At 33.5% G+C, this 16,200-nt stretch carries 12 protein-coding genes; 2 read left to right on the plus strand and 10 right to left on the minus strand.

The genetic code is table 11. The annotated features are described in order from the left end of the window. Window positions 1–15: 15 nt before the first annotated feature. The 3 genes from ZOBGAL_RS15455 to ZOBGAL_RS15475 form a co-directional block, all read right to left on the minus strand. Window positions 16–1,512: an amidohydrolase family protein gene (locus ZOBGAL_RS15455; RefSeq protein WP_013994609.1), complete on the minus strand. Its 1,497-nt coding sequence runs from the start codon at window positions 1,510–1,512 to the stop codon at window positions 16–18. 1,124 nt (window positions 1,513–2,636) lie between these two features. Then, window positions 2,637–3,290: a glycine zipper family protein gene (locus ZOBGAL_RS15470; RefSeq protein WP_013994613.1), complete on the minus strand. Its 654-nt coding sequence runs from the start codon at window positions 3,288–3,290 to the stop codon at window positions 2,637–2,639. A 354-nt stretch (window positions 3,291–3,644) separates the two neighbouring features. Next, on the minus strand, window positions 3,645–4,040 hold the full coding sequence (locus ZOBGAL_RS15475) for a hypothetical protein (protein WP_013994614.1): 396 nt from the start codon (window positions 4,038–4,040) through the stop codon (window positions 3,645–3,647). A gap of 820 nt (window positions 4,041–4,860) precedes the next feature. Here ZOBGAL_RS15475 and ZOBGAL_RS23605 point away from each other — a divergent pair. After that, window positions 4,861–4,998 (plus strand): hypothetical protein, encoded by a 138-nt coding sequence (locus ZOBGAL_RS23605; protein ID WP_158499738.1) that lies wholly within the window; start codon window positions 4,861–4,863, stop codon window positions 4,996–4,998. Window positions 4,999–5,137: 139 nt separating this feature from the next. Here ZOBGAL_RS23605 and ZOBGAL_RS15485 read toward each other — a convergent pair whose 3' ends face one another. Further along, window positions 5,138–5,524: a hypothetical protein gene (locus tag ZOBGAL_RS15485; protein ID WP_148560719.1), complete on the minus strand. Its 387-nt coding sequence runs from the start codon at window positions 5,522–5,524 to the stop codon at window positions 5,138–5,140. A gap of 289 nt (window positions 5,525–5,813) precedes the next feature. On the opposite strand from ZOBGAL_RS15485, the gene ZOBGAL_RS15490 reads away from it, so the two are divergent. Further along, a complete protein-coding gene (locus tag ZOBGAL_RS15490) occupies window positions 5,814–7,391 on the plus strand; it encodes an IS1182 family transposase (RefSeq protein WP_013994606.1) in 1,578 nt (525 codons plus the stop codon). A 92-nt stretch (window positions 7,392–7,483) separates the two neighbouring features. Here ZOBGAL_RS15490 and ZOBGAL_RS15495 read toward each other — a convergent pair whose 3' ends face one another. From ZOBGAL_RS15495 to ZOBGAL_RS15520, 6 genes are all read right to left on the minus strand, one after another. After that, window positions 7,484–9,820 carry an nSTAND3 domain-containing NTPase gene (locus tag ZOBGAL_RS15495; protein WP_013994616.1) on the minus strand — a complete coding sequence of 779 codons (2,337 nt, stop codon included), beginning with the start codon at window positions 9,818–9,820 and terminating at the stop codon, window positions 7,484–7,486. A gap of 333 nt (window positions 9,821–10,153) precedes the next feature. Beyond that, the gene (locus ZOBGAL_RS15500) at window positions 10,154–11,395 is read right to left on the minus strand and encodes a hypothetical protein (RefSeq protein WP_013994617.1); all 1,242 of its coding nucleotides are present in this window, start codon (window positions 11,393–11,395) and stop codon (window positions 10,154–10,156) included. A 25-nt stretch (window positions 11,396–11,420) separates the two neighbouring features. After that, entirely contained in the window at window positions 11,421–12,521 is a 1,101-nt protein-coding gene (locus ZOBGAL_RS22800; RefSeq protein ID WP_013994618.1) for a putative phage abortive infection protein, read from the minus strand. A 215-nt stretch (window positions 12,522–12,736) separates the two neighbouring features. Continuing rightward, the gene (locus tag ZOBGAL_RS15510; RefSeq protein WP_013994619.1) at window positions 12,737–14,872 is read right to left on the minus strand and encodes an AAA family ATPase; all 2,136 of its coding nucleotides are present in this window, start codon (window positions 14,870–14,872) and stop codon (window positions 12,737–12,739) included. A gap of 322 nt (window positions 14,873–15,194) precedes the next feature. Then, on the minus strand, window positions 15,195–15,548 hold the full coding sequence (locus ZOBGAL_RS15515; RefSeq protein WP_013994620.1) for a hypothetical protein: 354 nt from the start codon (window positions 15,546–15,548) through the stop codon (window positions 15,195–15,197). Continuing rightward, window positions 15,549–16,196, minus strand: coding sequence for an SLATT domain-containing protein (locus ZOBGAL_RS15520; protein WP_046287533.1), 648 nt, complete (start codon window positions 16,194–16,196; stop codon window positions 15,549–15,551). It lies immediately after the preceding gene. Window positions 16,197–16,200: the final 4 nt, after the last annotated feature.

Consider the following 16,200-nt stretch of genomic DNA (forward strand, 5'->3'; position numbering starts at 1 on the left):
GTTGTTGGCATGTCGTTATTTTTTCGCCTCCAAATCCTCTCTTTTGGTAAGTTTGCCTCCAATAATAATTTTTTCAATAGTATTATAAGCTTCTATTTCTTTCAAAGGGTTTTTTGACAATAGTACTATGTTAGCTTTTTTTCCTTTATTTAATGAGCCTATAGAAGAGTCTAAATGAAAAACTTTGGCGTTATTAATTGTAGCGGATGAAAGAATTTTATTTAATGGGACGCCAGCTTCTTCCATTAATTTAAGCTCCCAATATCCATTATGGCCAGGTTGATTACCATAGGTAGGTGCAGATGGAGTATCTGTTCCAAATAAAATTAACGCATTATTATCGGAAAGATATTTTAGAGCGAGCATCGCATGTGCTTGAATATTTCCATAGATTTCATGTACTTCTTCTGCATTATATTCACTAAAAAGGTCTTTAGCGAACCATTGTCCTTCTTCAGTTTTATACCATTCAAGTAGCTTTTTAGGAACAACTTTTGTTAACTCAGGTTGGTTTAGAAATGTGTCTTCAGCTAGTGCCTCCTCGCCAGCAATAACGGTTAATGTAGGAGTATAGCCTATTTGTTTTTGAATTTGTAAATCCAACGTTTTTCTTATTTCTAGGGGAAGGGAGTCTACTGGTACATCTTTATACTTTTCCCAGTTCCATAATCCGTGTGCTAAGACATCAACCCCTACTTCAGCCAAAAATGAATGTGCTTCAAGTGAATTACCATGAACAGTTAAAACAAGTCCATTTGAATGTGACTCATCAAGTAATTCATTCATAATCCTTTTAGTAGGCACAGGTAATTTCGACATTCCTCTAAAACCCGATTCATAATAAGATTTTACCGCAATAGCCCCAGAATTTTTAATTCGGTCAACAACTGCTTTGGGTGTATGATTTGCAGGGTCAAATTTAACAGGAATATTGTCTGCTTCACTTTCCATGAATATAAAGTTTGGAGCTGCTTCAAATCGATATTGTTCAGGTGCAAAATTCATAGGGTAACCATTTGCAACGGACGCTCCTGAGTTTCCTGTATGATATAAATCGGGTTTAATTGGTTGCAAATTGAAAGAAGCGATCTGCTCTTCTGATATTCCGCCAAGATTAATGAGTGTGGTAAAGCCATAGTATAAATAGCTTTTTGGCATTTGCTCATTAAATTCTTTAGTTAGTTCAGGATACTTTTCCATATGGTGAGGGAGCATTCCTTGTACTTCTGTAATATGAACATGACTATCAATTAATCCCGGGACTATGAATTTTCCAGTTCCATCTAGCTTTTCAAAGATTCCACTAATACTTGGCTCCTTTCTATCGATGTAAATAATTTTATCTTTTTCTACAACCAAATGACCTACATATGGGTCGTAATTACCATCTTCTGTAGATATTATAGTAACATTAGCTATGTAGAGCCCTTTGGTTAGGTTTAGTTCTTCTTTTTTTTCCTTACAAGAGAATGCTTGCAATATGATTAATAATGATAATATGTTTTTTTTCATATATGTTTTTTTAATGCATGCCAACTTGTTTATATGCGGAACATTCCGTCTTTTATCCTGCCAATCCGGTACAATATGCGGAGGTTACGGTTTAATTTATCACTATTATTTCATTTAAGCGATAAAACTGCTATTTTTTATATACGGTGTACTTGTTGCGCAACCATGAATTCCATCAATGCGTACTTGTTAGGTAGTTTTTTTTTTTTTTTTTTTTTTGTAATGCGTAACTAATTGATAAATTGGGTTTTAGTTGTCTCAAATAATTCAAAAACCATCAATTTATTCCCGATGACGAGTTGTGCAGCGGTTCTTTGTTACCCAACGTTTTTTCCGTCCGAGTTAGTTTTTCAATCCAAAGGTCAAATCCATCAACTCAACAGTTGCGTTTGAGTGATAAGTCCAATTGCGCAAACTTGTTAAAAGTCCATCAACACGACAGTTGCGTTTGAGTGAAGTCCTTTTACGTAAACTTCTTTAGCCCTTTAACCCTTTTCAATTTTGATTGTATATTATTGAGAACTCAAGTCCTTCTATTATTGATAACTCTAATACTATTTCATTCATTTACTTTCAATAAATACTTTACCATATACCTGTAAATTACAACGGTAATTATTATTGCTAAAAATAATTGTACTACGTTTAAGATAATTTCATTCGGAGTTATTTTACTCAAAAGAAATGTAATAATCATAGCTGAAAATATTGCGGCGATTATGAAAGCAAGTATACCAAATAGGATTTTAAGTAAGGTTATTTTCATTGGTTGTTTTTTTGGTCAAAATGTTGGGTAACGGTATGTATAAGCACAGTAGCGGGATTTATGCAACTGGTTTACAGCTGAAAAGATACTTAAATTAAAACAAAAACGGCTCAGATCTGAACCTGAGCCGCTATTGCGTTTATACCGTGTTATGTGCTTTTTTTTATCACTTTCAAATATAAAATATATAAACTGCATCCAATGATGTATACAGGAACAACCAATTTAGAAATGTATTGAAAAGTTTTCAAATCCATTTCTCTTATTTCAACGATTCCCGCATACAAGTCATAAATACCATATATCAAAAAAGCGATGGAAAATATTGCCCAGATAACTTTATTCATTTGTGCAATATTTATTCGCTGCAAGCAGCTATAACATTATAAGTATTCCACCCTTTTGCCACCAAAAAGCCGACTGCTGCTGCAGTTCCAAAACCTCCTGTTGCAGCTGTAACACCAGCAAATATTGCTGTTGTCAATATGGTTCCTACTACCGCTCTACCACATCCACTTTCGCGCGCAGCTTTTGAATAAGCTGATTTTGCATTTGCAGAGAGATTACTATATTCAATAAAAGTTTGTAGATAACTAAATATTAATTCCGCCTGTTCTACGGATTGAATTTCTTCTCTTTGTAGTAATTCCTCGTAGAAGTTTTCATTATCTATATTATTAAGAGCCCAATCAATCGTACTTGGCAAACTAGAGTCTAATCCATTCGCTTCGAACAAATATTCCACTCCTTGATTTTGAGCTACTTCTAGATTCTCCTCAAATTTTGAATTAAATATTTCTGAGAGTTCATTATCTGACGATGTTTTTTGAGTTAGAGAATTTCCTATTTGATATCTACTTTTAATATCGAGATGAATATTCTCAAGTTGCTCAAGGGATAAATTTTCTTGCTCAATTTCATCAGTTTCATATTGACTACAAGATGCAAAAACGGTTAATCCTGCTAGAAAAATAGCAAAAGTTGGTTTTCTTAGAATACTAAATAATTTCATTTTTATAGTTTGTGTTTAATACTCATTTTGTTGTTTCAAATCTTTTCAAGATTTCAGCTGTCCTTAGATAATCCAGCTGTTTTTGAGATAGTCAGTCTCACTATTTATATACATAATTATTTTCTTTGACCGCTATTTGTTTTCAAAATTGCACATAACGGTTGAGCTATGAACAGTAGGGGAGCAAGCTAGCGTTTGCTTACCGTCATGCACGTAGCGAAATCTTTTGGTTTTGTTTTTTCTTTTTTTTGTGTCAAAGCGAAATCCCAAAGATTTCGCGACATTATAAAAATACGCAATCCCTGCGAATACCCCGAAGCCCGTATTTTTTATAGGTTGTGTTGTAAAACGTTTTTATTCGTTACTTAAACCAATCCATAATGAATACGAGCCAAGAAGGAGACCAAAAGGAATACAAATCGCAAATAGACCCAAATATTCATTTAGAGAAATAGCTTTAGAAATAAAGACATAAATAATAATAAACGAGCCTAGTATTCCGAATATCGAAAAAAGCTTTAGCATTATTCCACCGACATTTTTATTGAAGTTATTGTTCATACGAGATGAGTCCTTTGAAATACTAGAAAAGAATATATAAAACATATGATATCCCATATTAATAACGACCCCTGCTATAATCCGTTCTGTCAATTCAATTTCTCTCGAAACAATTATAAAAAGTATACTTAAAGTCAGATTTAAATACCCAAAAAGCTTATAATATTTATTAATATCCGTTTGGTTCATTTAAATGTTTATACAATCATTAGCTATGCGCAGTATTACGCATATTTCTATTCTCTATAATTGGTGTTACTTAAAATTCAAAGTACCCTAAAATATAAGCCAATGTTAAGAAAAAAATTAAGCCAAAGAATATAATCACCAAAGTTGTCACAGGATCCCACAGTATAAAACCGCTTAACTTTTTAGGTTTTTTATCCATCGTATTATTGAATTTTAAAATAAATTAAAAATCCTACAAAAAAGGATATTATAAGAATTGAAAGAATTATACCTAACCTGGTATTTCCTTTAATATACTCTACAATCAAATCAAGTAGTTCTTCAATTATCGTTTAATTGAACTTTATTCAGGACGGGTCAAAATGTTTTACAACGTTGTTGTATATGGTTTGTTGCGTGGTTTAAGCACCTCATTTAGCAAATAAAAACCGAATAGAAAATCCGCGAGGATTTTTGTAAGTAGGCAAGAAGCAAGCAATAAATTATATACGTTGTGTGTGCCCAGTATGGGCATCTTTTAACTACAGAAAAGTAGTTAATTAATCTAGAGGGTGCAAGTCCCTCATGCGCTGGAGTAACGTCTGGAAGCATTAGTAAGTCGCAAGGGTGGTAACTGCGAAGTTACATCTGAAGAAAGCGAGACTACAAAACTCGGTACTGACGAACAGGAACCGTATACAGAGGCATATTTACTTGGGTAAGCAAGCACATCATTGTAACGCCCTAAGAACATCAAAAGGGTAGATATGTAGATACGGCGGTTATTGAGTGAAAGAAGATGTTCTTACCTGGGGAGGTCTCCAAAGTTACGTGTAGCTACATGGAGAAGTCAGCAGAGGTCATAGTACTTACGGGAAACGAGCTAGGGCAGTACCCTAGAGGTCTCACAAACAAGGAAGGACCGAACGTAATTCTCTTCAAAATTCGCATAGGAGCACATGTTGTAGCCTATGCCTAAATTAGAAGATAGTGCCAAGGGTGAAAAGAGCCTTGGTTTGATGATTTACGAACCGCCGTATACGAGACCCGTACGTACGGTGGTGTGAGGGGTGCACTCCGTCATTTGATGGCGGAGCCATCCACTCGATTATATGCTTTTAATATTCTTTGCTTAACCATTCTCCAACTTCGAAATCAGGCTTAAAGCATTTATAATCAATATCAATTGATTCTTTAGTATCTAATAATTCTAAGGTCAAACTACCTTTGTAAGTTCCCCAACTTTTGTGAGTCAATAGCTGATAGGTTACAATTCCTTTTTTTCCTTTGAATCTTGAGTCTTCACAATCTTCGGTAATCCAACCTTCTGCACCTCTTAGTTTGGGTTTGTACATTCTCCACCAATCATCATAGGCTTTAGGATAATATAGCTTCGATTCGTTTATTACTTTTTGTTTTTCGTATTCAATTCGTTCCTTTTCTCTTTCTGATTGTCCGCAAGACTGTATTATAACAAACCCTAAAAGAACTATTAATATTTTCAAAATCTTCATTTTCGCTAATTGCATATAACGGTCACGGCTATGGCAAGTAGGGCGGGCAAGGAAACTTTTCGTTTCCGTTTGGTCTGCGAGCCAGAGCTTTTTGTTTTGTAATTATTTTTCTTTTTTAATTGCCAAATCCTAAAGATTTTGCGACTTCATAAATATAAACAGACCTTGGCGTAAAACCCATAAGTCCGTATTAATTATAGGCATTGTGCCTGTTGCACAAGTTAACGAAAAAACCACATAGGCTAAAGGAGATCTTAACGTTGGGTCGTTAGTTTTAGGTATGCAGGGAAAAAAGGAGTATCAAGAAAAACTGTTCGCCCATTTCCAGTTAAGCGAGCGAATCCCCGAGAACAATTTCTATAGGCGGTTGAAAGAGGTTTTGGAGCTACGCTTCCTTTACGGCCTTACCGAAGGCTATTACGGGAACAGCGGCCAAAAGAGCATAGACCCGGTGGTCTTCTTCAAGCTCTGCCTTGTGGGCTATCTGGAGAACATCATCAGCGACCGCAGGCTCATGGCCCATTGTTCCCTGCGGTTGGACATCCTTTATTTTATCGGCTACGATATAGACGAGGAGCTCCCCTGGCACAGTACGATAAGCCGTACGCGCCAACTGTTCCCCGAAAGTGTCTTCGAGGAAGTCTTCACCAAGGTGTTGAGTATGTGCGTGGAGAAGGGAATGGTCAGCGGCCATACCCAGGCCATAGATTCCGCACCTGTGAAGGCCAACGCGAGCATGGACACCTTGGAGCTTAAGGTGCCCGAAGAGGAACTGGACGAACACCTGCGCAAGGTACGTGTCCTGAGTGCAATGGACAAAAAAGGGGAGCCGCATCGCAAGAGCAAGAACGACAGCTCCGACAAGGGCCAGCGTAGTGTCACTGCAAGCAAGAACGAACTGGCGGCGATAAAGGGCAGGAACAAAAAATGGGCGAAGGACCAGGACCAACGCCCTGGCGCCAAGAACAAGGGGGCCAAGTATACGAGCAACAAAACGCACTACAGCCCCACGGACCCCGATGCACGCATCAGCGTAAAACCGGGCAAGGCCAGAAAACTGAACTACCTGAGCCAATTGAGCGTTGATACGGCCCACCACGTCATTACGGACATCAGGGCCTACCATGCGGACGGGAAGGACAACCAACAGCTGCCGGATATCGTCCAAAGACTTCGGGCAAGGTTGTGGAAGCAGGGCCTGGTGTGGGAGAACTGCATAGCGGACACCGGGTATAGCAGTGGCGGGAACTATGCCTTTCTAGAGGATATCGGTCTAAAGAGCTTCATTCCTCCCCATGGCACGTACAAGGGCGGCCCCACGGGTTTTACGTATAATGAAATCGAAGATCATTATATCTGTCCACAGGGCAAGGTCATCCCGTTCAGAAAGGTATTCAAGGATCACCGTACGGGTACGAAAAAGAAAGCGTACCGCGCATCGAGTCTGATCTGTAAGGGCTGCCCGTTGAAATCCACATGTCTGGGCAAGGTGAACGAAAAACAATTTTCGGTCACCTATTACCGGGCCGAGTACGAGCGGAACATCAAAAGGGTGAACAGCCAACAGGGCAGATATATGAAAGGCAAACGACAGAGCACGGTAGAGCCCGTTTTTGGAACGTTGACACAGTTCATGGGCATGCGGAAGGTGAACACCATAGGGCTCGAACAGGCCAATAAGGTCATGCACCTCTCGGCGATTGCCTACAACCTGAAAAAGTACCTGAAATTCACCGAAAAACGTTCAAAAAGCGGGGCGGGAAGCTTTGTTTTGCCGCGCATCGCAAAAAACTGCTTCCAAGCACTTGAAAGTTCACTTGTAGGCTACCCAAAAAATATAGGTTGGCCAGTGGTCTAAAAGATAAAACCGCCTTAAAAAGCGGTTATGGAAGCCATTTTTTCAATCATTTTGGGGTTGTGCAACGGTTACCATTGTTGGCAGTAGTACTTTTATTCGAAGAGTTTATCAATTCGTTCACTTTCATTAGAATTTGATTCATCAGGATTCTCTTTTCTATATTCGTTTTCTTCCCAAGCTTCAAAATCTCTCATACTTTCTTTAATTTGATTTTCCTCGATTATATCCTCCCAATGTTTCTTATCCAACTCAACTTCTAGAACAAATGGCTTTTTTGAATCGGGTAATAAATCATCAATTAATTGCTCCCTAGTACCAAATATTTCCTCATATATTTCTTCTACTTTACTCAATTCAGTAACCTCATCTTTTATTTGGTCTGAAAGTTCATCTTTCATTGTTTCTAGGATGTTTTCAATCATTTGAACAATAGTATCTTGACCATCTTCAGATTTTGAAAACTCATCGTAATCTTGCTCGTATTTATCAAACAAATCAATGACTTGTTCTGATTCATAATCTGAATCGGCTCTTAACATTAATTTATCTACTATTTTATTGAAATTTTTCTTGATATAGCTTTCCGATTGTGGGCAGTCTTTTATTTTAAGTAAAGAACCTAAAACTTCCGAAAAAACAAAATAATCCCAGTTTTCCAAATAGTCTAAAAGCTTAAAATGTTTTAAAAACACATTGTCAATATTAACTTCGGTACAATAAGTAGATAGAATTGATAAAATTTTTGAATTAAAGTTGTTCTCTTTTTTATTGGCAATTGCCTCTTGTTTGTCAATAATAAAGCGATCATTTGTTATCAGGTCTCTAATAACACTTTGAAGTTCCTTGTCGAGAGGAATAATAGATTTTTTAGGATTAAATCTGTTTAGTTGATCTAAATAAATAACGTTTTTGATAATCGCTTTTCTATCTGAAAAAGATTCTGAAATTTGACCAATTAAGAAATCTGCTAAAGACGGATTTATAAAATTATATGAACGTCTATTTCTATCAGTTGAAGTGTAGAGAGTAGATGATATAAAACCATTTAATAACAGCCTTACAGATTTATTAAATTGATTACCATCGATAATTTGATTGTGTTCGGCTATCTCATATTGAAGTCTTTGTTCAAATGCTTTGGTAAGCCTTCTTTCAGTAACATAATTTCCAAAAGAAAATAAGGTCATTAACAAACATCTTTCCAAGTAACTGATTTGGTTATTATATGAGAACCTCCAAATTTCTTTTGGATTGGACAAATTATTTACTATGAATTGTTTGTATTCTGAAATTGTAAAGTTTTGAATTTTATACTCATCTGTAATAAACTCGATTATCCGTGGTGTATAATTATCGTGTTTAATTATGTCCCAATAAAATTTTTCTTCTAGTATAACATTATAAAATTTTTCATCTACTTGTTTATGGAAAAAATGGTTATAAAGAATTAATGCCTTTTCATACTTATTATAATCTGATAACTTTAACTCAAATTGTCTTTCATTCAAGCTTGAATGATTAATTTTTTCATATCTATCACTAGCTAAACTCAAAACTACAGTACGAGTGGTAAGGATAAGATATTTGTTAGGCGAATTTCTTATTCTATCTACAAAACTAGTTAGTTGAGTTTCCGTCTTATGAGAATTAATTATTTCAGCATAATTGGCTCCTAAAAAATCATCAAAATAAAAAATCTGTTTAACATTATCATCGTCCGAAATGACATCTTCTGCTTCGGATATGTTTTCGACTTTGTGTATTTTAAAATTGTTTTTTGCTCTATCAAATAAAATCATCTCTGCCAAGGAAGTTTTTCCAATTCCTGGTTGTCCTGTAATAAGAAGAATTTTTTCTTCTTTAAGTATTTTGTAGGCTAAATCTAGTTTATCGGTAACAACATAATATTTTACCTTGTCCTTTAATCTCTTCAAGAAATACCTAGTTCTAGATTCTATTGCATTATTTAAAATTTCAGTTATTATAGCCGTACTAGAAAGCCAAAGTTTGTAATATTTCTTTTCAATAATTGGAAATTCAAATAAGTAATCGTTTAGTTCTTGCTGTCCAATTATGTCATTTGATGTTTTAACATATGGATTTAATAATGATTTTAGTTCGTCTTTTTGAATGGCAGATAAATCCATTGAAGTAATTAAAATGTATCTGTCAGGTTTTAGATTTTCAACTTTTTCAAACTCTTTGTTCTTTATTACTGATTTTAAATTGGAATAAGTCGATTTTGAGTAGTGTTTGGCTTGAACAACAACAGCATTGTTGTTTTTTTCTGACGAATACCTTAAATCAACTCCTTTATCTTTACCAGCTCTAAAACTTTGTAATTTCAAATTGAATTTGGCATTCAATAAGTCCTTAGAAATTTGCTCAAATTCTTTATCGTTTAAAGTTGAAAAGTCGTAATTGTTCAATTCAGTTCGTTTGTTTTTGTATTACTGCCAACTTGTTTATATGCGGAACATTCCGTCTTTTATCCTGCCAATCCGGTACAATATGCGGAGGTTACGGTTTAGTTTATCACTATTATTTCATTTAAGCGATAAAACTGCTATTTTGTATATACGGTGTACTTGTTGCACAACCATGAATTCCATCAATACGTACTTGTTAGGTTTTTTTTTTGTTTTTTTTAAATATAACTAACTGATATAATGTGTTTTAATTATTTTAGATAATTCAAAAACTATCAATTCATTCCTGATGACGAGTTGTGCAACGCTTACCGTTGTTAGCTGTAGTACTTTTCAATCAGGAAGGTGAAATGCCAAAACTCCTAAATTAATTTCTCGATTTCTGTCATCATTGATATGAAATATATAATTCCACCAAGTCTCGCCATTTTTCTTTTCCGTTCTAATATAATTTGGATGAGTTTCTGTTACTTCACTTATTGTTGTAATAACATTACTCATATCCTTGTTCCTCACAAAAATTACCAAAGAGGTTTTTGAGTTTCTAAATGTTAAGTAACCTAATAATTGGTCAATAGTAGATAAATAAACACCCTTTCCTGCCCAAAACTTGCATTCCGCAATGAAAACAACATCGCTATCGTATTTTAAAAGAATATCTGTTTTACCTTTTTTATTAAATGTTTCTCCGCTAGCACTACCAAATTCGAAATTTGGGTCAAGAATTAGAAGAATATGGTCTCTTAAGTCTTCTTCTCCTTTACCAATATAAGTAGATGGCATTCTTTCAAAATTTTTACCAACATCATTTATTATTTTGAGTATTTCTTGGTAGTTTTCATTTGATAGAGTAGGTTCGGGTTTAAAACCTTTTTCATACACTTTTGGTTCAATTTTTATCTTTTTTCTTAATTCTGGTTTTGGAATTGAAAACGTTTCTGCAACTCCAACTTTCTTTTTTAAAGGAACTCCTAGAGAAGAGAGTAAGTCGTTTTTAGAGAGAAGTTTTTGTTTCCGTTCTTTAATTTTTCCAATAGCAAAATCTAAAACTTCATTATTAAAACCTTCACAGTCTTTTTTTAGTATATGATAATCAGATAAAATGTATCTTTTACTATCCTCAAAATCACGTTTTATTTTTTCTGGGTCACTATTAAAATTTATTATTTCTGTTGTTATACTGTCTTCTGTTACTCCGACCTCAATACTACCAGAGATAGAAAACGAACTCACTCCTTGATTTCCCAATATGTATATATCTCCTGTATATGGAATATGATATACAATAACATCTCTTCTGTATGTTTTCCCTCTATACACGTCATAATTGCCTGGAAAGCTTTCGGCAGGAATATCCTTTTCGTAGCTCTCAACAAATACATTTTCGAAATCAAGAACTGGGAAGTCAATAATATGAGATTGTATTAGAAATTCTGCAAATTCTACTTCACTTACATTAAGAATATAACTTTCGGATTTCTGATTAATTTGGCTTTCAATTTGTCGTGCCGAATTACCAAAAAGATTCTTTAAGTTTCCTTCTCTATATAATTTTAATCTACTTCCTCGGTACATTTTTCGTATTAGATAAAATAGGCCGTTAGCCGTTGTGAGTTCTTTCGTCCCATTCAAAGAATGATTTGTTTTGGCTTTTCCAATAGGTTATTTCGCTGTTATAAATTTCATTCGGCTTTATTCCGAAATCGGCTAATGGGATTGGCATATTTTTAATCATTCTATACTCTTTTATAAAATTTACTTTACCATTAACCCAAGCATTACCTAATGAAGAATTGACATTATAAAAAAGTAATAATTGTTCATAATCTGAAAGCTGTGCTCTTAAAGTTTTTGCATAAGAACGTTTCATTTCTTTATCAAAAACTTCATCATCTTGTTCTGATATTATTTTAACAGATTGATATAAATGTCTAAAATAATGACCAAGTCTAGATATGTGTCCACCAAAGGGAATATAATCAGGTTCATATTCCAAAACATTTGGATTATCTTTCAGTTTGACTTCGAATTTTATAGGTTTTTTAGCATCTCTTCTTTTCTCCTTTATAGTATTTAAATTCTTTATTAAGGCAATGATAAATTCTTGATGACAAACGCCTGCTAATGATTTTACTATTAAAGAGTCACTATTTCTACCTATTCCCATAAAGAAAATATGATATGCTATGTTGATTATTGCTTTTTCATCTTTAATATCAAATCCTGTTTCTTTTTCATTGTATTCTTCTATAAATTCTTTAGTTTTTGCATAGCAAAATCGAAATTCACTAAACATTGAGATAAACACTTTTCTCCCTTTATAATAATTTGGTAATGAAATTTTTGATATTTCTATTTCATTTGTATTTTCCCTATGTAACCTTATGGCTTCATAAAATTTATTTTCAAAACGTTCAATGGTAACATCATTTGCTTGTTTCTTAAATTGTAGTGTTTGTTTCTGGTTAGCCTTATATTGAACCCAAAATGCCAAAAAAGTCAATAACGCTGCTGCTATTGCAATAAAAGGCGTCATTGTTCCGCCAATTGTGTCTCCAATTTGTCCTGTTTTTGTGAAATTTAACCAGTCTAGTTTAAGAGTAAAAAGAAATGGCAAGAAACAAATAATTAGAATGAAAATTCCAAAATATTTCATCATACTCCAGAAATCCTTGTCAAATATTTTGTCTTTTTCACTCATTTTGTTTGTATTACAGCTAACGGTCTTGTATATGAAACGTAGCGTGTAAAAAGACGCTGACTTTTCGGATTATATACGAGCCGAATTTTTAAATTTTTCTTTTTATCTTTATTTTACTAAAAGCCAAATTTAAAAATTTGGCGGTCTTCGCAAATACACGCAAACCTCTCGAAAAGCCTGTAATAGCTATGTTTTATATACGTTGTTAGCACCAGTTATTTTTTTTCGGCAAGCAATTTTTCAAATATTTCTTTCCAACTTTTTACCAGTTTATCATCTATTTTCTCAAAATGCTTGTCAAATCTATTTTGAATTGTTCGAGCCAATTCTACTTTCCATCCATCCTCTAAATCAATTGAATTATTTTTAGCCCAATCCTCAATTTGGTCAACAATAGGTTTTTTCGAATCGTGGAAATCCTCAAAATATTGGTCGCAACGATACATTCTATCAATAGTAGAAATAATAGCTTCTGTCGGTATTAAATCCTCAATCTCGTATTCTTTGTCCGAAAGAAAGTCTGCAACACCTAAAACCTTGTCTTTTTCATCTCTATATCTCCCACTTTTTAGACTTTTAGCGTATTCTTTACCTGTTTTATCAGAATCTAAAAGTACAAATGGCAAGTCATCTTCTCTTGATGAAACAAGTTTTGAAACTGGTCCCATTCCTCGAACACCACCAGTTGGAATAAAAACTATTTCTTTCGAATATTGTAATTCGCCTTTACCTATCAAAAACCTCTTTAAAAGACTTAAATAAACTTGGTCGCTAACTCCTTCTACTAAAACTGGTAAACAGCCCAATAACAATGTGTCAGAAACAGTCAATCCCAAAGCTGCGTGAATTGGATAAATTGATTTTTCAGCATCTTCTTCATTATATCTCAAGTTTGCAGATATTTTTGTTCTTCCAGTTTGTTTATCTACATAAACAGCCTTTACATTGGCAAGGTTATCCATATCCACCAAAAAAGGCGAATGAGAAGTATATATTAATTGGTTATCCTCTGATAACTTTCTAAAAAATTTAGCCAAGTCATATTGAGCAATAGGATGTAACGATAAACCTGGTTCGTCCAATAATAATATTGTATTTGAGTGCCCTTCTTTCGTTTCTACAAGGAAAACGAGAAAGAAACTAAAAAACCATTGTAAACCTCTACTTCTACCTTCTAATTCAATTGCTTCTGGTCGTAAACTATCTGATACATTAATTCTAAAATGTTGTCCATCGGCTTCAAATGCAAAAATATAATCTCCTTGTAGCCACCATTGCTTAAAACTCTTTGTTAATTGCGTAGCAGCAGACCTTAACAATATTCCTCGTTCTCTTTTTTTATCAGCCCATTCTTGAATTTCCTCTTCTGATAATTCTTCTTCTTCTGTGCTGATTACTTGATTACTATGATTTAATTTTTTTATAACAACTTTTCTATCATTTCCTAATTCATAAATTTCCTGTGGCGATAATTTAACGTATTTGAATAGAACATCAAGAGTTCGAACCTTTGCTCTCGCTGATTCGGTTAAATCTTTTCTTTCAAAATCTTCTATTACTCTCGGTAAAAATATTTCACTATCCAAATTCCCGTAATCGGAATAGTAAACAAATTGAGGTATGTTTGCCAATACTTTCTGTCTGATTTCAGATGTTGTTTCAATAGCTTTACCTTCAAATGCATTTATAAAAAAATCAAGTTTTTTAATCAAATGTTTTCTGAAAATAATCGGTAAATTCTGCTTTTTTCCAAAATTGTCTTCTTGAAATTTATTTGCTCTTTCGATAATTCCTTGCACATCAGCCTGAACAACATCATCTTCTTTAATAGAATTAATTTCATTCTCTAAAAAAGTATTTATTGTAGCTTTTAATTCGTCTGACTCTTTTGTGAATGCTTCTTTTTGCTCCAGTATAGTTTTAAAACTATCAATCAAGGTTTTAATTCTATGTGACGGAAAGCTGTCTAATTTTGAATATGGAAAAGAAATATAATATTTGCCATCATATTTTCTTTTTACTAAAGATGTTTTAATTTGCGAAATATCACATTTAAGTTCTTCAGCTATCTCTTTTTGAATAGTGTCTCCAAGAAGAAAATCGGCAGCTATGAATACATCATTTGAATGTCCGTCAGCTTTAAAATTGCTATAGAGATGTCTTGGAAAATCATCTAATGGTACAATTGGCTCATCATTAGCTGGATTCAATTTCCAAAGTGCAATTAATAGATTAGTTTTACCAGCTTCGTTAGTTCCAACCAAACAAGAATTGTCAGCTGCTTCAATCCAATCACTTTCCTCAATTGAGCGAAAATTATATACTTTAAATCTTGTTAATTTTGTTGTCATAGTTCAATGGTTTGTTGTTTGGTCATAATTGGTGCTAACTTGTTTATATGCGGAACATTCCGTCTTTTATCCTGCCAATCCGGTACAATATGCGGAGGTTACGGTTTAATTTATTACTATTATTTCATTTAAGCGATAAAACCGCTATTTTTTATATACGGTGTGCTTGTTGCACAACCATGAATTCCATCAATATGTACTTGTTAGGTTATTTTTGTTTTTTTTAAATATAACTAACTGATATAATGTGTTTTAATTGTTTTAGATAATTCAAAAACTATCAATTCATTCCTGATGACGAGTTGTGTAAGGGTTACCGGTGTTACCACACGTTTTTATTCCGTTTCTTTTTCCAAAATGTATGTTTTAGTCGAGAAATAAATCCACTGATTTTTCTACTTTCATTCGACCATTTTCCTTTATACCTTTTATTATTTTTATCATAATCGTGCTGAAGTTCTCCACCTAAATCATCTAAATAAATATCCAAGTCCATTTTCAATGATTGAAGAGTAGGAATCATTTCGGAATTTTCAGATTTCATTGTTTTTACAATATCTAAAAGTTGATTTCCAACTCTTTTCAATGAGTAAATACTTGGTTGTTTTAATAGACTCTCATCAAAAATTTCTTTTCTAATTATTTTAGATTTTTCTTCAAATTCTTTAAGTTTCATTTATTGGTCAGTTTTAATTAATAGTCCAACTATAATTATTGGTGGTAATATTATTAAAGTGTGATAAATCAAACTTGTTTTAATGTAGTAATCTGCTTTTATTTTGTAAACATCTATTTTACTTAATTCGTGATAATCAGCTTTTAATGCTTTAAACATATTATGGTCAATTGGCTCGTGATTTTCGTGTCTTTCTAAAATTCGTTCATATTTGTCAGATATTTTTTCTGCAAACTCTTTCTTTTCATTCAATTTTGGTTTCTCTTTCAGAGTTTTAAAAATCCTTAAATCATTATACAGTTTTGATAATTCAAGTCCGCAAGTATGAAATTGTTTTGCTTTTGTACCGAAGTCTTTTGCGTTCTCTATTTGTCCAAACACTAATAATAATATAGAAAGACAAGTAATTGAATATGCAATTAAGTTTTCGTCGATTGTTTCAGTTGAATATATATTATAAACTGATAAAAGTCCGACAGCTATTAAATAGACAGATAACATACTTAAACATAAGTTTGATAAGTCAGCTACTTTCCTAAGTCTTTTACTCGCATTAAATCTACTTCCTTTAGTAGACCAAATTTTATAATTCAATTCCTCAAGAAATGTTTTGTCTAAATAATCTTTATATGATTTTTTCTTCTCCAATGTT

The organism is Zobellia galactanivorans, assembly GCF_000973105.1.
Classification (GTDB): domain Bacteria; phylum Bacteroidota; class Bacteroidia; order Flavobacteriales; family Flavobacteriaceae; genus Zobellia; species Zobellia galactanivorans.